The following is an 18,060-nucleotide window of genomic DNA, read 5'->3' as shown; positions in this document are numbered from 1 at the left end:
ATCGTCGTACGGCGCCGCCTTCGTCCGGCCAGGAATCCCTCATATCCGGACAGCGTGTGAGCGGCTCAAGATCACGGAGAGATCGGCTACCTGGACGTCACACCGTGAGCGATCTTGACCACGAAGAGCCCGCCGTCTCCGGTGCCGGCGTGCTACCAATGAGCGGTGTCCGAGCCTCCCGCTGCGCCGACCCGACGGCGGTCGGTGCCGCCGGCGTCCGGCCGACCCGACGCGGCTCCGGCCGGGAAGGGACCGCAGTGGTGACCGGCGGCACCCATCGCGTCGCGATGCTCGTCTACGACGGGGTGACGTTGCTGGACGTCGCCGGTCCCGCGGAGGTGTTCAAGGAGGCGAACCGGTTCGGCGCCGACTACCGCATCGTGTTGCTGTCGCCGACCGGTGCGGACGTCACGACGAACCTCGGCGTCCGGATCGCGGTCGACGGCGCCGTCTCGTCGGAGCCGGCTTTCGACACGCTGCTGGTGGCCGGGTCCGACCGCTTTCCGCGCGACCGTGTCCCCGCCGACCTGGCCGACGCCGTACGCACACCGGCGGCCGCGGCCGGTCGGGTCGCGTCGATCTGCACCGGGGCGTTCGTCCTCGCCGCCGCCGGCCTCCTCGACGGCAAGCGCGCGACCACGCACTGGAAGGTCGCGCACGAGCTGGCCGCGCGGCATCCGACGTCCCGCGTCGAGCCCGACGCGATCTACGTTCGCGACGGCACGACGTACACGTCGGCAGGGGTCACGGCCGGGATCGACCTGGCGCTCGCGCTCGTCGAGGAGGATCACGGGCCCGACGTGGCGCGCGAGGTCGCCCGCGCCCTGGTGGTGTACATGCAGCGCGCGGGCGGCCAGTCCCAGTTCTCGGCGCCGCTGCAGGGACCGCCGCCCCGGTCGCCGGCTCTGCGCACGATCACCGACCTGGTGACGGCGAACCCGCGCGGGGACCACTCGCTCGGTGAGCTCGCGAAACACCTCAACGTGAGCACCCGGCACCTCACCCGGCTCTTCCATGACGAGCTGTCCACCACACCGGCCCGCTACGTGGAGAACATCCGATTCGACATGGCCCGGGCACTGCTCGACCAGGGGCACAGCGCGACGCAGGCCGCGACCCTGGCCGGGTTCCCCAGCTACGAGAGCATGCGACGGGTCTTCGCCCGGAAACTGTCGATCAGCCCCGCCGCGTACCAGCGTCGGTTCAGCACGACGCGCCGCACCGGTACGGGTTAGTGCCCGGGCCGCGGCACCGAGTTCGGTGGCGCGTGGGCCAGGTCTCCGACGACCGCCTGTCGATCATCGCCGCCGGCGGCCTCTCGCCGTGCGAGGCGGCGGAGTACGACGGCGGCGCTCGGCCGGAGCCGGGCGCCGCACGGTGAATTCGCCCGCCTCCTGCCCGGCCCAGGGCCCGGTAGATTTGGGCGGGCTGCTCGGTCCTGGTCGAGGTCGCGCAGTATGTGCTGCGGCTGGACCGGGTGTCCTCCATCCACGACGTGCTGCTCAACACCACCGGCGCCGGGCTGGCCGCGCTGGTGGCGGGCCACGGCCAGCGCGTCGTCAGCCCCTCGACCGGCTCCGGCGGCGGGGCGCTGAGCGGCCCGTGGCACGCCGGTCAGTGACGGGGCGGTGGCCGGGACGGCGTCAGTTCGCCGCACCGGGGCCGGGAAGCAGGTCGACGTCGCCGGCGTGCATCGGCTCGCCGCAGTGTGCACAGCGCAGGTCGACGCTGCTGACCTCGCCACACGCGTGGTGGCGGTACAGGACCGGCGGGCCGGCCGGACCGGCGAGCCACTTGTCGCCCCAGCGGACCATGACCATGAGTAGGTCGACCAGCTCGGTGCCCTTCTCGGTGAGGACGTACTCGAACCGGGGTCGCTGGTCGTAGGGCCGGCGCTCGAGCACCCCCTGGTCGACGAGGTGGTTCAGCCGCTCGGTCAGGACCTTGCGCGAGATGCCGAGGTCCGCCTGGATCTGCTCGAACCGGGTGAGCCCGGCGTACACGTCACGCAGGACCAGCGGCGACCAGGGCTCGCCGATCACGTCGAGCGTGCGGGCGATCGAGCAGGCCATCTCGCCGAAGTTCGTGCGCTGCATGGGGCCAGTGTAGCAATTTGAGTTCCCTTAAGGAACTTGAGCTGTTACGGTCGCGGAGTCTCTTGAAGGAACTGAGGAGGGGGTACGGCATGAGCAAGGTGTTCATCGCGTTGTCGGTCTCGGTCGACGGATACATCACCGGACGCGACCCCGGCGCCGGGCGAGGGCTGGGCGACGGGACGATGCTGTTCGACTGGTTCTTCGACGGTGACACCCCCAGCCAGGTGTTCGACGGGTTCCACCTGAGCGAGCCCAGTGCCCGGGTGCTCGACGCCGTGGCCGGGCGCGTCGGCGCGAGCCTGGCCGGCCGCAACACGTACGACTACTCCGGGTGGGTGCACGGCGGGACGCCGCACCCGACGGCGCCGCTGATCGTGCTCAGCAACCGGCCGGTGCCGGGTATGAGCGACGACCGTCAGACGCTGGTCACCACCGGGATCGAGGACGCGGTCGCGGTCGCGCGGGAGGCCGCCGGCGACAAGGATGTCGCCCTCATGGGCGGCGGCGTCGCGACGGCGGCCCTCGCCGCGGGACTGGTCGACGAGGTGATCCTGCACCAGGTGCCGGTCCTGCTCGGCGGCGGCCGGCCCTACTTCCAGTCGCTTCCCGCGCACGTGCGGCTCCGCCTCGTCGAGGCCGTCCCGGCCCCCGGCGTGACCCACCTCCACTACGAGGTGGTCCGGTGACCTCGGTCGGCACGCACGGCGACCCGATCGTCTTCTTCACCGGTCCCGGCACGCGCACAGCACGCAACCCGCCCCGCGACCCTCGGATGGCGCGGTCCATCACGCCCGCGGACAAACCGTTCGAACCCGTCGCGACCGCCGGGGTGGGCTGAGCGCGGGTCGGAACGGACAGTCGGGTCTCGCCGCCTCAGCCGGTCTGACCGACGTGGTCCCGGCCGTTCACCTGGGTTCGGGTGGGCGGGCATAACGGCAGGTCCGGTGGGCACTCACCTGCCGGAGACGGGAGAGGCCGAAGCGTGCAGTAGTCCACGGCCGCACTGCAAGGCGCATCTCGACGAAAGACAGCTGGTTTCGCGGTTCATCCGGATGGCGCTCCCGCAATTGGCGGCCGATCTGCTGTGACCGGGCGGGCGGAGCAGAAGCTTCGCCGGCCCGTCGCGAGGGAGGAAGTAGGGCCATGACGGCAACCAACCAGAGCCGGCCCCCCGGCGGCACGGGGGAGCAGGCCCGGCAGCAGGCGTCCCGGGTCGGGCAACACGCGATGCAGACGGGTGGACAGGTCGCGCACGCCGCGACCGAGCAGGGCGGGCAGGTGGCCGCGGAGGCGGCGCAGCAGGCACGGAACCTGACCGGCCAGGCCACCACGCAACTGCGGGACCAGGCGCGGACGCAGCAGCACAGGGCCGCCGAAGGGCTGCGCGACCTGGGCCGTGGGCTCGGCTCCATGGCCGAGCAGAGCGGGGAGTCGGGGATGGCCGGCGAGGCGGTCCGCCGGGCGGCCGACGCGGCGCAGCGCGCCGCCGGGTGGCTCGACCAGCGGGAGCCGGGCGACGTTCTGGACGAGGTGCGAGGGTACGCCCGGCAGCATCCCGGGACGTTCCTCGCCGGTGCCGTGGTGGCGGGCCTGCTCGTCGGCCGGCTCACCCGGAACCTGACCGCCTCCGACTGGTCGGGCTCCGGCGCCGCGCCGGCCCAGCCCGCGCAGCCGGTGGCGCCGTCGTCCGAGCGGCCGGTCGAGGCGCCGTACACCGGAGAGCAGCCCTACACCGGGGTGGCCCGGGTGCAGAACGTGTCGCCGGCCGGCCGGCCGGAGCCGGACATCCCGGGCGGGGTGGCGCCGTGAGCGCCCCGGAGAAGGAGCGGACGCAGTCCTCAGTCGGTGAGCTGCTGGGCGACGTGACCCGGGATCTCTCCACGCTGGTCCGCAAGGAGGTCGAGCTGGCCAAGGCCGAGCTGCGCGAGGAGGCGAGCCAGGCCGGAAAGGCCGGTGGCATGTTCGGCGGGGCGGCGCTGGCCGGTTTCCTGGCCGTGCTGTTCGTGTCGTACGCGGTGTGGTGGGGCCTGTCGAACGTGATGGACGAGGGATGGGCCGCACTGATCGTGGCGGTCATCTGGGCGGTCGTCGCCGCCATCCTGCTCGCCAACGCCCGGACCAAGATGCGGCAGCTCCGTGAGGTCCTGCCGCGGACGAAACAGACCGCGCGGGAGATGCCGCACGCCATGCGAGGCCGGTGACCGCGCCAGGAGGGAGCGGATCATGTCCACCGATCCGGATCGGATCCGATCAGAGATCGAGAGCACCCGGAGCGAGTTGAGCAGCGACGTGGATGCTCTGACCGACAAGATGAACCCGCGTCGGATCGCCGGTGAGCGTGTCGGGCAGGCTCGCGGCGCGCTGACCCGAGTCAAGGAGAAGGTGATGGGCGCGCAGATGGACGGGCACGGCGCCGGCCAGCGGATGTCGCAGACTGCCGGTTCGGTCCGGGACGAGGCGCGGTCGCTCGGGCAGCAGTCCCGGGCACAGACGCAGGGCAACCCGCTCGCGGCCGGCCTGATCGCCTTCGGCGCCGGGCTGCTGGTCTCCTCCCTGATCCCGCCCAGCCGCCCCGAGCGGCAATGGGCCGGCCAGGCCCGGGGCATGGTCGGGGAGCACTCCGCCGGGCTGCGCCAGCAGGCCAGCCAGGTCGGTAACCAGCTCCGGGACCAGATGCGCGAGCCCGCGCAGCAGGCGGCCCAGTCGGTGCGGTCCACCGCCGCGCAGGGCGCATCGGCGGTCCGTGACCAGGGCCGATCGACCGCACACCAGATGCAGGACGAGACGCGGGAGGCCGCCGGGGAGATGCGGCACCGCTAGGTCTCGCGGCGGCACAGCCAAGAAGGAAGGGCCCTCCGCACCCCTCGTGGGGTGCGGAGGGCCCTTCCTGCGCTCGGTCGACCCCGGGCGGAATTTTCTTACCGCCCGGGGCCTCACCGGGAAACACTGTCGCGAACCGCGTCCCGGCTTCCTCCCGCTATGCCCACTCTGACCGCATCGATGCCGCGTCCGCCACTAGAGTCGACGAGTGCGCCGCCCGGCGTGGGAGGGAGAACCGCGTGCCGACCTACCGCCAGCCGGGCACCGTCATCACCGACCACACCTTCCGGGTCCCACTCGACCACGCGGATCCGGCCGGCGAGCGGATCGAGGTGTACGCCCGCGAGGTCGTCGCCGCCGGCCGGGAACGGGAGTCACTGCCGTGGCTGCTGTTCCTGCAGGGCGGGCCGGGTGGCCGGTCACCGCGCCCGGTGGGCCGCGACAGCTGGCTGGACCGGGCGTTGGACGACTACCGGGTGCTGCTGCTGGACCAGCGTGGCACCGGCCGCTCCACGCCCGCCGACCGGCACACGCTGCCGCTGCGGGGTGACGTGGCCGCGCAGGCCCGGTATCTGGCGCACTTCCGGGCCGACTCGATCGTCCGGGACTGCGAACTGATCCGCCGGGAACTCCTCGGCGAGGCCGGGCGGTGGAGCCTCCTGGGCCAGAGCTACGGCGGCTTCTGCACCCTCACCTACCTGTCGTACGCGCCGGAGGGCGTCCGCGAGGCCTTCGTGACCGGAGGTCTCCCGGGCCTGCGCAGCGCGCCCGAGGCCGTCTACCGGGCCGCCTACCCCCGGGTGCGGCGCAAGGTCGAGGCGCACTACGCCCGCTACCCGGAGGACGTCGAAACCGTCCGCGCCCTCGTGCGGCACCTGCGGGAGCAGGAGGTACGGCTGCCCGGTGGCGGGCTGCTGACCGCCGAGGCGTTCCAGGCGCTCGGCATCATGCTGGGCACCGGCAGCGGCTCACACACGCTGCACTACCTGCTCGAGGACGCTGTCCCGCTCGATCGCCGGCTCTCCGACCCGTTCCTCGCCCAGGTCGAGGGCCACCTGTCGTTCGCCGGCCGGCCGCTCTACGCCGTCCTGCACGAGTCGATCTACGGACAGCGGTCGGTGTCGCCGTGCGGCACCGGATGGGCGGCCCAGTCGGTACGCCCGGAGTTCCCGCGGTTCGACGTCGACCGGGCCCTGGCCGACGGCGTGCCGGTGCTGCTGACCGGCGAGATGATCTATCCCTGGATGTTCGCCACCGACCCGGCGCTGGCCCCGCTGGACGAGGTGGCGGACCTGCTCGCCCAGCGGGAGGACTGGCCCGACCTGTACGACCCCGGGCAACTGGCGCGCAACGAGGTCCCCGTGGCCGCGGCCGTCTACCACGACGACATGTACGTCGACGCCGACGACTCGCTCGCCACCGCCCGCGCGGTGCGCGGCCTGCGCACCTGGGTCACCAACGAGTACGAGCACGACGGTCTGCGGGTCAGCGGCGGCCGGGTCCTCGACCGGCTGATCCGGCTGGCCCGCGGCGAACTGTGACACGGCGGGAGCCGCCGCTGGGACCGGCCAGGGCCGCCGGTGTGCTCAGCGCAGCCCGGCGAACAGGTCGTCCTCGCGTGCCGGCGCGCCGGTGGTGTCGTGAACCCGGACGAACGTCTCCACGCCCATCAGCTCGGTGAACCGGTCCTGCCCCAGTTGCAGGAAGAAGATGTTCTCGGCCTGGCTGGCGTGCGCGGCCAACGACGCGAACTTCTGCGCGCCGTAGGCGCTCGTGTCCACCCACGTGGTGATCTCGTCGTCGGGCAGGCCGAGCTGCGGCATCTCCTCCGCCGGCCCGTCCGGCTCGGGGAACTCGACGCCGATCTCCTTCATGACGCGGCCGAACTCCTGGAAGGCGCTGCGCGGCACGGTCGTCCAGTAGACCTTCGCGGGGATGCCCGTCCGCTCGACGGCGGCCATCGTGATGCGGTGCGCCTGGATGTGGTCCGGGTGGCCGTAGAAGCCGTTCTCGTCGTAGGTGACCACGACGTCGGGCCGGTAGCGCCGGATCAACTCGGCCAGCCGGTCGGCCGCCTCCGCCACCGGCGTGTTCCAGAACGCGTCGGGCAGGTCGTTGGTCGCCCAGCCCATCATCCCGGAGTCGGCGTAGCCGAGCGTCTCCAGGTGCGTGACCTTCAACGCCTCGCAGCTGGCCTCCAGCTCGGCCCGGCGCATCGCCGCCACGGCCGCCGGGTCGTGCCCCGGGTCGCCCGGCTTGCTGCCACCGGGGCCGTCGCCGCACCCCCCGTCGGTGCAGGTCACGAGGACCGTCGTGACCCCCTCGGCCGCGTAGCGGGCGAGGATGCCGCCGGTGCTCGTCGCCTCGTCGTCGGGGTGCGCGTGCACCGCCATCAAGGTCAGGGATCTGTCTGCCACCCCATCACCATACGAGGGCGGTCCGACGCATAGCATTGCCGCGGTCCGGGACGGCTCTGCTGAAACGAGGCGACATGCGGTGGCTCCGGCGGTTGCTGGGTGGCGGGCGGGTCCAGCTCGATCCGGAGCGGCAGCAGACGCTGCTGGCCGAGGTCCGGCACCGGTACGGTGCACACGCGCAGATCCGGTTCGCCGACCAGGTGGACGCCGTCACCCGGATGCTGGACGGTGACGACGGCCTCGTGGTGGCGGCCCGGATCGTGGGCGAGGTCGCCGACGAGGCCCACGACGACCTGCGGGCCCAGGCTCACGACGTCCACCGTCGGACGGGCCGGCGGCTCCTGGTGCACCGCCGGAACTACCGGCCGCTGTGGAAGGAGGCCGGCCGCGGGTTGCGGTGGCCGCTGTACGCGCTCCCGTGCGGCTTCCACCCGTACGCGCAGGTGGCCGCCGCCGTCGCGGTGGTCGGCGGCGGGGCGACCCGGCTCGACCGGGTGACCGACCCGACCCCGGTCGTGACCCGCGTGTTCGAGCTGCTCGACCTCACCACCGCCGGCTGGGAGTACGGCCGGGTGCGGATCGACGCCGACTCCGCGGCCCTGGCCGCTCGACTCATCTCGACCGCCGGGCAGGTCCTCGCGGCCATGGACGACCCGCCCCGGCTGCCGCCCGCCGTTCGCGAGCTGATGCGCCGCAACAACACCCTGGACGTGTACGACCCGAACGGCCCCCGGGTCGTCGGCCGGATCAACCCGGGGGCGACGATGCGGGAGACGCTCCTGGCCTGAGGGCACCGGGGGCGTCGGCCCCGCGCGACGGGGCCGCCGACGATCCGGCGTGCGCCGTCGCCGGCTCACGCTCGGGCACGACCGGAGGGTCCTGGCGGCGGGGCAGCAGCAGCGGGCTGGCGAGGATCAGCAGGCCCGCGATCGCGATCGCCGCGCGGGGGCTGGTGGCGTTGGCGAGCAGTCCGCCGAGCGCGCTGAGGATGGCGATCGAGGCGCTGCTGCTGATCGACCAGGCCGACAGGGTGCGGGCGGTGCGGTCGCCGGGTGTGTGTTCGAGCCGGTAGGTGGCGAGCACCGGGTTGTACAGGCTCATGCTGATGATGATCGCCAGCTCGACGGCGATCACCGTCGCGAGGCCGGCGATGCCGGGCTGGACGAACGCGAGGCCGATCAGCCAGACGGCGCGCAGCGTGCCGACCGTCCGGATCACCCGGTGCTGGCCGTACCGCGCCACGACCTGGCGAGCGAGCCGTGAGCCGATGAGGCCGCCGACGCACGGGGCGGCGAAGGCGAGGCCGTACTGCCAGGGCGGGAACCCGAGCTGGCCGAGCAGGAGCACGGCGAGCAGCGGCTCGGTGGCCATGATCAGCCCGCCGACGAGCAGTTGGTTGAGGTAGAGCGCGCGCAGGCCGGGGTGGGTCAGGAGGTGGCGCCAGCCGTCGAGCAGCTCGCCGGCCCGGACCGGCTGCCGGTCGGCTCGCCGCCGGTGGTCCTCCCGGCCGCGAATCGCCGTGATGCCCAGCGCGGACAACAGGTAGCTGAGCGCGTCGGCCACCACGGTGGTCACCGGCCCGAAGAGGCCGACGGCCGCGCCGCCGAGCGGTGGCCCGACGGCGATGGCGCTCCACGTGGTCGACTCGAACCTCGCGTTGGCCACGAGCAGGTCGTCCGGCCGGACGAGGGCCTTGAGACAGGCGCCGCCGGCCGCCTGGAAGGTGATCTTGGCGGCGGCGACCACGGCCGAGACGATCAGCAACTGGACGAAACTGAGCCGGCCGGCGGCGTAGGCGACCGGGATCGTCATGAGGACCGCGAAGCGGGCCAGGTCCATCCCGATCATCACGGGTCGCTTGCGGCGGAACTCCACCCAGGGTCCGAGCGGCACGGCGATCAGGGCGCCGACGGCCGGCCCCACCGCGGACAGCGCGGACACCTGAGCGGGGCTGGCGTCCAGCGCCAGCAGGGCGATCAGCGGCATCGCACCGAAACCCAGCGCCGAGCCGTAGGCGCTCACCGCGTAGGCCGCCCAGAGCCAGCCGAACTGCCGGCCGAGGGATCGTCTGACCACCAGGCTCGCACCTCCCGCCTCGGCCCCGTGCCGTTGACGGCCGTGATCACAGCAGGGTCGGGGAGGCGGGATCAAACAACCGGGCCGGCGGCGAGCCACAACGGTTCGTTGTGCGACTAGGGTCGGCGGGTGGATCTCGACGCCGTGCGCACCTTCGTCGCCGCCGCCGACGCCGGCCAGTTCCAGGTGGCGGCCACCGCGCTGTCGATCACGCAGCAGGCCGTCTCCAAGCGGGTCGCCGGGTTGGAGCGGGACCTGGCCGTGCGCCTGTTCACCCGTACGCCCCGGGGGGTGCGGCTCACGGTCGACGGCCAGGCGTTCCTGCCGCACGCCCGGGAGCTCCTCCGGGTGGCGGACCGGGCCGACGCGTCGGTGCGTCCCGGCCGGCGCGCCCTCCGCGTCGACGTGCACAGCCGGCGGACCGCGCCGGCCGTGCTCCTCCAGGACTTCCACCGCACCCATCCGCGGATCGAGCTGGATGTCGTGACCCTGGACGCCGACGTCCACGCCGCGATCGCCGCGGTCGAGGCGGGGACGGTCGACGCCACCTTCCACGCCGTCACCGTCGCCGCGCGCCACCTGCCCGGCGCGATCCGGGCCGCCCGCGTGATCGACGAGCACCACGAGCTTCTCGTCGGGCCCCGCCACGCGCTCGCCGACGCCCGCGCCGTCACGCCCGCCCAGCTCGCCGAGCACCGCATCTGGATGCCGGGAATGGCCGCCGGTACCGAATGGGCCGACTATTACGACGAGCTCGCCGCCGCGTTCGGCCTCACCATCGACCGGGCCGGGCCGGCCTTCGGAAACGAGGCGCTGCTGGCCGAGCTCGCCGACTCCCCGGAACTGGCGACGCTGGCCGGGGAGCGCACGCGATACCTGTGGCCGGACAGCTATGACCTGCGGCGTATACCGGTGCGGGGCCCCGCACCGGTGTACCCGATGTCACTGATCTGGCGCGACGACAACCGGCATCCCGCGCTCACCACACTTCGCGATCACCTGGCCTCCAGGCGGGCGGAGACACCCGACAGCGAGGTCTGGACGCCGACCTGGGTACGGACGGCCTCGTAGGTCAGCATGCCGCGGGCGGGATGCTCTGCTCGTACTGGAAGACGTTGTGGGGGTCGTACTTCGCCTTGAGCAGCTTGCGACGAGAAAGATCGTGCATGTCCGTGTCCTCCCGATCGATGACCGCCAGTCCGACCAGGAGGACCTTCGCCTCCGGCTGGCGCGCTCACTGACGGGCCGTGCCGGACAGGTACTCCCGACGTCGCTGCGGTTCGAACTTCTCGATCGCGTACCGCAGCATGACCCGGGGCATGGCCCGGTACCGTCCGGCCAGGAACTCCTCCTCCGCCGCCCGGTCCCGGTTGCCCACCTCGCGCAGCATCCAGCCCACCGCCTTCTGCACCAGCTCATGCGGGTCGGCCAGGAGCCGATCACCGAGGCGGAAGGTCCAGTGGAAGTCGCCGGCCCGGATGAAGGCGAAGGTCGCCATGACGGCGATGCGCCGGTCCCACACCAGGCTCGACCCGGCCAGCCGGTCCAGGACGCCGCGGTCCTTGTCGACCAACCAGGGCCCGACGATGTACGGAGCGGACGAGTCCACCAGGTCCCAGTTGTTGATGCGGGCCGTGTTGGCCAGGACGAGGCGGAAGATCCGGCCCCGTTCCTCCTCGTCGGCCCTGGCGAACTTGCGCACCAGGATGAACAGCGACGTCAGCCTCTCCTCGTGAACGCCGCTGGCCAGCAGTTCCGCCGTCTCGGCCAGGGAGAGGTCGCGCCAGTACCGGGCGGCCACCCTGCGCTGCTCCGGCACCGGCACGCCGATGGTCCGGTCGCCCTCGCCGTACCCGCCCGGGGTGATCTGGAGGAACCGGCTCAGTGCCGCCACCCGTCGTGGGTCGGCGAGGCTGGCGAGATCGTGACGGACGTCGGCGGTCGTGGCCATGACTGAGCAACCTACCGCGACCGGCGGCGGCGCTGCCGAAATCCCGGGGACACCGACGGCGCGGGCGGTTAACCTCCACGGACACCGCGTACGGGGAGGGTTCGAATTGGCCGGCGGCCAGATGCACAAGGACGAGGTACGCACGGACGCCGCCCTGGTCCGACGGCTGATCGCCGGACAGTTCCCGCAGTGGGCGGACCGACCGGTCACGCCGGTGCCCTCCGGCGGCACGGACAACGCGATCTACCGGCTCGGCGACGCGCTCACGGTCCGGCTGCCGCGCATCGAAAGCGCGGTCAAGCAGGTCGCGTTCGAACACGAGTGGCTACCGGTCCTCGCGAAGCACCTGCCGGTGGCCGTGCCGCAGCCGTGCGCCGTCGGCCGGCCGGCCGACGGGTACCCGTGGCCGTGGGCGGTCCACCGCTGGGTCGACGGCGACCACCCGACCGAGGGCAACACCGACCCGCGGGGCTTCGCCGCCGACCTCGGCGATCTGGTGGCGGGCCTGCGGCGGGCGGACACCGCCGGCGCCCGTGCCGGATACCGCAGCGGTCCGCTGCGCGGCCGTGACGCGTACCTGCGGGAGTGGACCGAGGCCGCCCGCGGCATGGTCGATGTCGACGCGGTCCTGGCGATCTGGGAGGAGGCGCTGGCTGCGCCGGTCTGGCACGGTCCGCCGGTCTGGACCCACGGCGACCTGCTCCCCGGCAACGTGCTCGTCCGCGACGGCCGCCTCCGCGGCCTGATCGATTTCGGCGCGGCGGGCGTCGGCGACCCGGCCTGCGACGCGATGGCGGCGTGGACCCTCCTCGACCCCGACGCGCGCGACGTCTTCCGCGAGACGGCGGGGTTCGACGACGCGACCTGGGCGCGCGGCAAGGGCTGGGCGTTGACCTTCATCAGCGCGCTGACCTACTACCGGGAGACCAACCCCGCCATGTACGCGCTCGCCCAGCGGGCGGTGGGCGCGGTCCTCTCCGACCACCCCTGACCGCGGAGCGCCGGCCTCACCACACCCCGGGGGCCGGCTGGCCACCCGAGCCCGGCGGGACCCCGTCGGCCGCCGTGCGGCTGCGCCCCAGGGCGTCGATCCGGCCCCACCGTCCGGGGATGTCGAGCAGTTCCAGCCGGCCCAGCCCCGGTGGGAGCACCGGGTCGATGATGAGGTGCTCGTCGTGGGGTTGCAGGCCGAGGATCACCCGCAGCAGGAGCAGCGGGGTTCCCGCCGACCAGGCCTGCGGGCTGCACGCGGTCGGGTACTCCACGGGGTAGGTGGTGCGGGCCCGGGGGTATCCGGCGAAGGCCTCGGGCAGCCGGCCCTGGAAGTAGTCGGCGGCGTCGAACATGGCCTGGCAGATGGTGGCCGCCTCGCGGCGGTAGCCGTAGCGCCAGAGACCCCAGGCGATGATCGAGTTGTCGAACGGCCACACGGTGCCCACGTGGTAGCCGAGCGGGTTGTAGCGGGCGCAGTCGGTGGCCAGGGTGCGCACGCCCCAGCCGGAGAAGAGCCGGTCGCCGAGCAGCAGCTCGGCGACCCGACCGGCCCGGGACTCCTCGACGATGCCGCTCCACAGCAGGTGCCCGATGTTCGAGGACAGCGCGTCGACCTGGTTTCCCTCCGCGTCCAGCGCGAGGGCGTAGTACTCGCCGTCGGCGATCCAGAACTCCTCGTTGAACCGGGCCTTCAGCTCCGCGGCCTCCCGTTCGAGGCGGTCGGCGTAGGCGGGATCGTTCCAGAACAGGCGCGCCAGACGCGCGCCCCGGATCTTGGCGTCGTAGGCGTAGCCCTGTTGTTCGCAGGTCGCGCGGGGAAACGGGGGCAGGCGCCCGTCGCGGTGGCAGATCGAGTCCGGAGAGTCCTTCCAGCACTGGTTGACCAGGCCGTTGTCGCGGTTGCGGGTCTCGTACCAGACGTAGCCGGTGCCGAGCAGGTCGCCGTAGGTGTCGATCCAGTCGAGAGCGGCGCGGGCCTCGAACTCGTAGGCCCGCACCACCGCGCCGTCGCCGGTCCAGCGTTCGTACTCGTCGAGCAGGACGACGAACAGGGGAGTGGTGTCGGCGGCGCCGTAGTACGGCGAGTGGGGTTGTTCCTCGAATCCGGCGGACTCGCCGTAGCGCAGCTCGTGCAGGATCTTGCCGGGCTCCTCGTCCCGGAAGTCGTCGAGGCGGCTGCCCTGCCCGTAGGCCAGCGTGCCCAGGGTGGCGGGCACGAGCTGCGGGGTGAACGGCAGGGCCTGCAGGCAGGTGAAAATGCTGTCCCGGCCGAACACGGTCATGAACCACGGCAGCCCGGCGGCGACCAGTTCCTCCGCCATCGTGATGGAGGTGTAGCGCAGCGCGGCCAGGTCCACGAGGCTGCGGCGGTAGGCGGTGGTGATGGACGAGCTGTCGCACTTCAGCCGCGGCGCGGTCGCCGTCCACTGCCGCAGCTGCTCGTCCAGCTCGGCCGGGGACCGGGCCTGGCGCAGCTCAAGGCTGTCGCGGAAGTCGCGCTCGTGGGCGCCCAGGACCAGCGTGCGTACGTGCAACCGGGTCTGCCACTCCGACTGCGCCGGTACGCGCACCTCGAACGTCATGCCCTCCGGGTCGACGCGGGCGGGTGCGGAGCTGGAGATGACGGTCTCCCGGTGGAAGCTGTCCCGGCGGTAGCGCAGCCGCAGCTGCCCCTCCTCCACGATCGCCTGTACCGGCGCCTTCTTGCCCTGCGGGTTCTTGACCTCGAAGATGTCGGCGAAGTCGGAGGCCATGTCGACGCGTACCGTCAGGGTCGTCTCCGTGTCGGTGTGGTTGAGCACCGCGAGGTTCTCGGTGAAGCTGCCGCCGATGCTGCGGTCGCGGATCACCGACACCGTCGCGTCGACGTAGTGGGTCGGTTCGCCCGGCACGAGGAAGAAGCGGCTCTCGAAGTACCGGATGTCGTCCACCGACAACGCGTGCAGCCGTTCCCCGTTCACGCTCAACCGCCAGGTGGACAGGAATCGGGTGTCGTAGGAGAACAGCCCGGTCGGCACGCTGGGCGACGGATCCACGTCGCCACGGTCGTCGCAGACCAGGAAGGTGTTCCCGTCCAGGATGCTGATCGACTTCCGCATCGGCATGCCGTCAACCCATCCCGGCTCGCAGGCGCTCGCGCCACGCCTGCCCGTGGGGAGCCCGCCGCTGCGCGCCCTCCCGGGGATCGCCGGTGCCGCCCGGGGGCGGGAAGTACCGCCGGAAGGCCAGGACCAGCCGGGAGTCGCCGACCAGGGTGGCGTCGTTGCGCAGCAGCACGGCCGTGGCGGGGGACTCGCCCCGCACGAGCTGGGCGAACACCGCGGGCGTCGTCGTCAGCACCGCGTCGGCCGTCCCGGCGTTCCGGTTCACCACCACCTGATCCGTCGCGCGGAGGTCGACGTACCAGTGGTCGGTCGAGCCGTGGGTCACCAGGTCCACGCGCAGCGTCCCGCGAACGCGCGGTGGCAGCATGGCCCGCCTCCGCGCCGGTAGTGCCACGAAGAACGCCTCGATGCCATCGCTCATGCCCCTGCCCCCGCCCGATTGCAGCCTACGGCCCCACCACCTGCGAGAACTGCCGTTTGCGCACGTAGCCGTGGGGATGCCGGAGCGGGAAAGTCAGCGGCGAGCCACGATGAGAGCGCCAGCGGCGGCCTCCGGGAAGGTCACGGCGCGCCGCTTCACACCGTCTCGTCGGCGCAGCAACCGTCCGCGCAGCTCCCGCGCCCGCCGGGGGCGTCGGACACGGGCAGGGACGCGCAGTCGTCACAGTGCTCGCCGCGCCAGGCCGCCACACCCTCCTTGACCGCCACCCCGGCGATGACGAGCGCGGCGATCGGGTCGGCCCACGACCAGCCCCACAGGGCGTTGAGAACCAGGCCGGCGAGCAGCACCGCGGACAGGTAGGTGCACAGCATGGTCTGCGTGGAGTCGGCCAGGACCGTCGCCGAGCCGAGTTCCCGGCCGGTGTGCCGCTTGGCCGCGACGAGCAGCGGCATCACGACCAGCGACGCGACGGCCAGGCCGATGCCGACCGGGCTGGCGTCCGCGTCGCCTCCGGCCAGCAGCGAGCGCGCGGCGTCGACGGTCACCCACGCGGCCAGGGCGAAGAAGGACACGCCGATGAGCCGCAGCGCGACGCGTTCCCGCTCCTCGGGGACCCGCGAGCGGAACTGCCAGATGACGACGGCGGCGCTGGACACCTCGACGAAGGAGTCCAGGCCGAACCCGATCAGCGCCGTGGAGGAGGCCGCCGTGCCGGCCGCGAGGGCGACCAGGCCTTCCAGGAGGTTGTAGCCGGCGGTGGCGTAGGCCAGCCACAGGCTGCGCCGGGACAGCGCCGCCCGGCGCTCCGGGGGCAGCAGCGACACGTTCACCGCGTCACCGCCGCCCGCGACTCGGCCGCCGACCCGTAGACCGGGCACAACGCCACGGCCTCGCCCGTGGCGGCCAGGAGTTGCTCGGCGGAACGCAGCAGGTCGAGCAGCTCCGGCCGGGTCAGGAAGTAGAACGACTGGCGGCCGTCGACCCGGTAGTCGACGAGGCCGCAGTCCCGGAGACAGGCCAGGTGCTTCGACACGCTCGACTGCGCCAGGCCCAGCTCGCCGGTCAGGTCCACCACGCGCGCCTCGCCGGTCGCGATCCGGCGCAGGATGGCCAGCCGGGTCGGGTCACCGAGGGAGCGGAACAGCGCCACGGCCGGGGCTGATGCCGCACAGGAATCGATCGCCACAGGGCGATGATATCCCAGCTCCGGAATTGATCGGGCGGGTGTGCCCCCACCCGCCCCGCCGGTTTCGCCACCCGCCCAACGGGTAGTCGCGGCCTCTCATGGGCCGTGCCACCGGTCCGGCGGTGACGGGCAAGCGATGTTCGTGTCTACCGGCAGGCCAGAGGAGGTGCCCCGAGGATGTGTGGGATCAGCGGGGAGGCCCGGTTCGACGGCTCGGTGCCGGACGGCCGCGCGGTGACCCGGATGAGCGAGGCGATGCGGTCCCGGGGTCCCGACGGGGAGGGCCTGTGGAACGACGGATGGATCACCCTCGGCCACCGCCGGCTGACCATCATCGATCTCTCCGACGCCGGAGCGCAGCCGATGGTCCGCGAGGACCTGGGTCTGGCGCTGGTGTTCAACGGTTGCATCTACAACTACCCGCAGCTGCGGGACGAGCTGCGGCAGGCCGGGCACACCTTCCGCTCGACCAGCGACACCGAGGTCATCCTCGTGGCGTACGCCCAGTGGGGTGAGGACTTCGTCCACCACCTCGTCGGGATGTTCGCGGTCGTGCTGGTCGACCGGCAGCGGCGCCGGCTGGTGCTCGCGCGGGACCGGCTCGGCATCAAGCCCCTCTACCTCGCCGAGTCCCCGGGGCGGTTGCGGTTCGCCTCCACCCTGCCGGCGCTGCTGGCGGCCGGCGACGTCGACACGGGCATCGACCCGGTGGCGCTGCACCACTACCTGTCCTGGCACTCGATCGTGCCCGCGCCCCGGACCGTCCTGCGGGGGATACGCAAACTGCCGCCGGCCACCGTGCGGGTGGTGGAGGCCGACGGGCGCAGCCGCGAGCGTGTCTACTGGCGACCCGACTACCAGCGGGACCCGGCGCACGTCGGCACGGCGGCGCGGGACTGGCGGGCCGCGATCGGCGACGCGCTGCGCACGGCGGTGCGGCGGCGGCTCGTGGCCGACGTGCCGGTCGGGGTGCTGCTCTCCGGCGGGCTGGACTCCAGCATGATCGTGGCCCTGCTCGCCGAGGCCGGGCAGCACCACCTGCAGACGTTCAGCATCGGCTTCGACAGCCGGGGCGGCGAGAGCGGCGACGAGTTCCACTACTCGGACCTGGTCGCCCGTACCTTCGGCACCGACCACCACCGCATCCAGCTGAGCAACGACGACCTGGAGCCCGCGGTCCGGCGGACGATCGTGGCGATGAGCGAGCCGATGGGCAGCCACGACGTCGTCGCCTTCCACCTGCTCTCCGAGCAGGTGGCCCGGCACGTCAAGGTGGCGCAGTCCGGCCAGGGCGCCGACGAGGTGTTCGCCGGCTACGGCTACCACCAGCCGCTCACGGAGGTGCCCCGGGAGGACGCCGCCGAGGCGTTCGCCGACGCCTTCTTCGACCGGAGCCACGCGGAGCTGGACCTGGTGGTCGACCCCGCGTACGCCTGCGACCACGACGCCAGCCGCGAGCTGCTCGCCGCGCATTTGGCCGCGCCCAGGGCGCACACCGCGCTCGACGCGGTGCTGCGCCTGGACACGCACCTGATGCTGCCCGACGACCCGGTGAAGCGGGTGGACAACATGAGCATGGCGTGGGGGCTGGAGGTGCGTACCCCGTTCCTGGACCAGGACCTCGTCGCCCTCGCGGCCGCCTGCCCACCGGAGCACAAGGTGGCGCAGGGCGGCAAGGGGATCCTCAAGGAGGTGGCCCGGGAGACGCTGCCCGCGGAGGTGATCGACCGGCCGAAGGGCTACTTTCCGGTGCCCGCCCTGCGCAACGTCGACGGGCCGGTGCGGCACCTCGTCACGGAGGCCCTCGCCGCCCCGGCCGCCCGTGAACGCCGCCTGTTCCGGCCGGAATACGTCGCCGAGCTGCTCGCCGAACCGGACCGGGCGCAGGCGGCCGCCGGCAGTAACAAGCTCTGGCAGCTCGGTCTGCTGGAACTCTGGCTCCAGTCCCACGGCATCCGTTGACCCGGGCGGGCG

21 protein-coding genes are annotated in these 18,060 nt (G+C 72.8%); 12 read left to right on the top strand and 9 right to left on the bottom strand.

From position 1 onward, the window contains the following. The first annotated feature begins 104 nt into the window (after nucleotides 1-104). Both RMN56_RS02405 and RMN56_RS02400 read left to right on the top strand, forming a co-directional pair. Nucleotides 105-1,235: a GlxA family transcriptional regulator gene (locus RMN56_RS02405; protein ID WP_313722229.1), complete on the top strand. Its 1,131-nt coding sequence runs from the start codon at nucleotides 105-107 to the stop codon at nucleotides 1,233-1,235. Between the two features lie 182 nt (nucleotides 1,236-1,417). Continuing rightward, entirely contained in the window at nucleotides 1,418-1,621 is a 204-nt protein-coding gene (locus RMN56_RS02400; protein ID WP_376787304.1) for a VanZ family protein, read from the top strand. Nucleotides 1,622-1,643: 22 nt separating this feature from the next. Here RMN56_RS02400 and RMN56_RS02395 read toward each other — a convergent pair whose 3' ends face one another. Beyond that, entirely contained in the window at nucleotides 1,644-2,096 is a 453-nt protein-coding gene (locus RMN56_RS02395; RefSeq protein WP_313722227.1) for a winged helix-turn-helix transcriptional regulator, read from the bottom strand. An 89-nt stretch (nucleotides 2,097-2,185) separates the two neighbouring features. On the opposite strand from RMN56_RS02395, the gene RMN56_RS02390 reads away from it, so the two are divergent. The 6 genes from RMN56_RS02390 to RMN56_RS02365 all read left to right on the top strand — a co-directional run bounded on the left by RMN56_RS02390 (nucleotide 2,186) and on the right by RMN56_RS02365 (nucleotide 6,457). Further along, the gene (locus RMN56_RS02390; protein ID WP_313722226.1) at nucleotides 2,186-2,782 is read left to right on the top strand and encodes a dihydrofolate reductase family protein; all 597 of its coding nucleotides are present in this window, start codon (nucleotides 2,186-2,188) and stop codon (nucleotides 2,780-2,782) included. Beyond that, nucleotides 2,779-2,934, top strand: coding sequence for a pyridoxamine 5'-phosphate oxidase family protein (locus RMN56_RS02385; protein ID WP_313722225.1), 156 nt, complete (start codon nucleotides 2,779-2,781; stop codon nucleotides 2,932-2,934). Before RMN56_RS02390 ends, RMN56_RS02385 begins: the two co-directional genes overlap by 4 nt. A 305-nt stretch (nucleotides 2,935-3,239) precedes the next feature. Further along, on the top strand, nucleotides 3,240-3,905 hold the full coding sequence (locus RMN56_RS02380) for a hypothetical protein (RefSeq protein WP_313722224.1): 666 nt from the start codon (nucleotides 3,240-3,242) through the stop codon (nucleotides 3,903-3,905). Further along, nucleotides 3,902-4,297, top strand: a complete 396-nt coding sequence (locus RMN56_RS02375) for a phage holin family protein (RefSeq protein WP_313722223.1) — start codon at nucleotides 3,902-3,904, stop codon at nucleotides 4,295-4,297. The genes RMN56_RS02380 and RMN56_RS02375 overlap by 4 nt, the downstream gene beginning before the upstream one ends. Before the next feature lie 22 nt (nucleotides 4,298-4,319). Then, complete coding sequence (locus RMN56_RS02370) at nucleotides 4,320-4,916, top strand: DUF3618 domain-containing protein (RefSeq protein ID WP_313722222.1); 597 nt, start codon at nucleotides 4,320-4,322, stop codon at nucleotides 4,914-4,916. A gap of 239 nt (nucleotides 4,917-5,155) precedes the next feature. After that, entirely contained in the window at nucleotides 5,156-6,457 is a 1,302-nt protein-coding gene (locus RMN56_RS02365) for an alpha/beta fold hydrolase (RefSeq protein WP_313722221.1), read from the top strand. A 45-nt stretch (nucleotides 6,458-6,502) separates the two neighbouring features. Here the strand turns inward: RMN56_RS02365 and RMN56_RS02360 are convergent, their stop codons facing one another. Next, nucleotides 6,503-7,333, bottom strand: a complete 831-nt coding sequence (locus RMN56_RS02360; RefSeq protein WP_313722220.1) for a PIG-L family deacetylase — start codon at nucleotides 7,331-7,333, stop codon at nucleotides 6,503-6,505. A gap of 74 nt (nucleotides 7,334-7,407) precedes the next feature. Here RMN56_RS02360 and RMN56_RS02355 point away from each other — a divergent pair, with 74 nt between their 5' ends. Continuing rightward, entirely contained in the window at nucleotides 7,408-8,121 is a 714-nt protein-coding gene (locus tag RMN56_RS02355; protein ID WP_313722219.1) for a hypothetical protein, read from the top strand. Here the strand turns inward: RMN56_RS02355 and RMN56_RS02350 are convergent. Beyond that, nucleotides 8,081-9,409 carry an MFS transporter gene (locus RMN56_RS02350; protein ID WP_313722218.1) on the bottom strand — a complete coding sequence of 443 codons (1,329 nt, stop codon included), beginning with the start codon at nucleotides 9,407-9,409 and terminating at the stop codon, nucleotides 8,081-8,083. The genes RMN56_RS02355 and RMN56_RS02350 overlap by 41 nt on opposite strands. 129 nt (nucleotides 9,410-9,538) lie before the next feature. Between RMN56_RS02350 and RMN56_RS02345 the strand changes: the two genes are divergently transcribed. After that, a complete protein-coding gene (locus RMN56_RS02345) occupies nucleotides 9,539-10,480 on the top strand; it encodes a LysR family transcriptional regulator (RefSeq protein ID WP_313722217.1) in 942 nt (313 codons plus the stop codon). Nucleotide 10,481: 1 nt separating this feature from the next. On the opposite strand, the gene RMN56_RS02340 is transcribed toward RMN56_RS02345, so the two are convergent. Together RMN56_RS02340 and RMN56_RS02335 are read right to left on the bottom strand one after the other, a co-directional pair. Next, nucleotides 10,482-10,577 carry a BBE domain-containing protein gene (locus tag RMN56_RS02340; protein ID WP_313722216.1) on the bottom strand — a complete coding sequence of 32 codons (96 nt, stop codon included), beginning with the start codon at nucleotides 10,575-10,577 and terminating at the stop codon, nucleotides 10,482-10,484. Nucleotides 10,578-10,643: 66 nt separating this feature from the next. Continuing rightward, nucleotides 10,644-11,360, bottom strand: coding sequence for a DNA alkylation repair protein (locus tag RMN56_RS02335; RefSeq protein ID WP_313722215.1), 717 nt, complete (start codon nucleotides 11,358-11,360; stop codon nucleotides 10,644-10,646). Between the two features lie 121 nt (nucleotides 11,361-11,481). Here RMN56_RS02335 and RMN56_RS02330 point away from each other — a divergent pair, with 121 nt between their 5' ends. Continuing rightward, the gene (locus RMN56_RS02330; RefSeq protein ID WP_313722214.1) at nucleotides 11,482-12,351 is read left to right on the top strand and encodes an aminoglycoside phosphotransferase family protein; all 870 of its coding nucleotides are present in this window, start codon (nucleotides 11,482-11,484) and stop codon (nucleotides 12,349-12,351) included. Nucleotides 12,352-12,367: 16 nt separating this feature from the next. On the opposite strand, the gene RMN56_RS02325 is transcribed toward RMN56_RS02330, so the two are convergent. The 4 genes from RMN56_RS02325 to RMN56_RS02310 all read right to left on the bottom strand — a co-directional run bounded on the left by RMN56_RS02325 (nucleotide 12,368) and on the right by RMN56_RS02310 (nucleotide 16,086). Further along, complete coding sequence (locus tag RMN56_RS02325) at nucleotides 12,368-14,458, bottom strand: amylo-alpha-1,6-glucosidase (protein WP_446685812.1); 2,091 nt, start codon at nucleotides 14,456-14,458, stop codon at nucleotides 12,368-12,370. A gap of 4 nt (nucleotides 14,459-14,462) precedes the next feature. Further along, nucleotides 14,463-14,879 (bottom strand): SCP2 sterol-binding domain-containing protein, encoded by a 417-nt coding sequence (locus RMN56_RS02320; RefSeq protein ID WP_313722213.1) that lies wholly within the window; start codon nucleotides 14,877-14,879, stop codon nucleotides 14,463-14,465. Between the two features lie 155 nt (nucleotides 14,880-15,034). Then, a complete protein-coding gene (locus RMN56_RS02315) occupies nucleotides 15,035-15,730 on the bottom strand; it encodes a cation efflux transmembrane domain-containing protein (protein ID WP_313722212.1) in 696 nt (231 codons plus the stop codon). Then, nucleotides 15,727-16,086 carry an ArsR/SmtB family transcription factor gene (locus RMN56_RS02310; protein WP_313722211.1) on the bottom strand — a complete coding sequence of 120 codons (360 nt, stop codon included), beginning with the start codon at nucleotides 16,084-16,086 and terminating at the stop codon, nucleotides 15,727-15,729. Before RMN56_RS02310 ends, RMN56_RS02315 begins: the two co-directional genes overlap by 4 nt. Nucleotides 16,087-16,263: 177 nt before the next feature. On the opposite strand from RMN56_RS02310, the gene RMN56_RS02305 reads away from it, so the two are divergent. After that, entirely contained in the window at nucleotides 16,264-18,048 is a 1,785-nt protein-coding gene (locus RMN56_RS02305; protein ID WP_313722210.1) for an N-acetylglutaminylglutamine amidotransferase, read from the top strand. The last annotated feature ends 12 nt before the right edge of the window (nucleotides 18,049-18,060 follow it).

The organism is Micromonospora halotolerans (assembly GCF_032108445.1).
Lineage (GTDB): Bacteria > Actinomycetota > Actinomycetes > Mycobacteriales > Micromonosporaceae > Micromonospora > Micromonospora halotolerans.
Note: the sequence above shows the minus strand (reverse complement) of the source record. Positions and strands in the feature narration are given on the sequence as shown.

What these genes read in the sequence shown, in the direction of transcription:
- RMN56_RS02395 (WP_313722227.1), bottom strand. Translation starts at nt 2,096, where the DNA reads ATGCAGCGCACGAACTTCGGCGAGATGGCCTGCTCGATCGCCCGCACG.
- RMN56_RS02390 (WP_313722226.1), top strand. Translation starts at nt 2,186, where the DNA reads ATGAGCAAGGTGTTCATCGCGTTGTCGGTCTCGGTCGACGGATACATC.
- RMN56_RS02380 (WP_313722224.1), top strand. Translation starts at nt 3,240, where the DNA reads ATGACGGCAACCAACCAGAGCCGGCCCCCCGGCGGCACGGGGGAGCAG.
- RMN56_RS02370 (WP_313722222.1), top strand. Translation starts at nt 4,320, where the DNA reads ATGTCCACCGATCCGGATCGGATCCGATCAGAGATCGAGAGCACCCGG.
- RMN56_RS02355 (WP_313722219.1), top strand. Translation starts at nt 7,408, where the DNA reads ATGCGGTGGCTCCGGCGGTTGCTGGGTGGCGGGCGGGTCCAGCTCGAT.
- RMN56_RS02340 (WP_313722216.1), bottom strand. Translation starts at nt 10,577, where the DNA reads ATGCACGATCTTTCTCGTCGCAAGCTGCTCAAGGCGAAGTACGACCCC.
- RMN56_RS02335 (WP_313722215.1), bottom strand. Translation starts at nt 11,360, where the DNA reads ATGGCCACGACCGCCGACGTCCGTCACGATCTCGCCAGCCTCGCCGAC.
- RMN56_RS02330 (WP_313722214.1), top strand. Translation starts at nt 11,482, where the DNA reads ATGCACAAGGACGAGGTACGCACGGACGCCGCCCTGGTCCGACGGCTG.
- RMN56_RS02325 (WP_446685812.1), bottom strand. Translation starts at nt 14,458, where the DNA reads ATGCCGATGCGGAAGTCGATCAGCATCCTGGACGGGAACACCTTCCTG.
- RMN56_RS02320 (WP_313722213.1), bottom strand. Translation starts at nt 14,879, where the DNA reads ATGAGCGATGGCATCGAGGCGTTCTTCGTGGCACTACCGGCGCGGAGG.
- RMN56_RS02305 (WP_313722210.1), top strand. Translation starts at nt 16,264, where the DNA reads ATGTGTGGGATCAGCGGGGAGGCCCGGTTCGACGGCTCGGTGCCGGAC.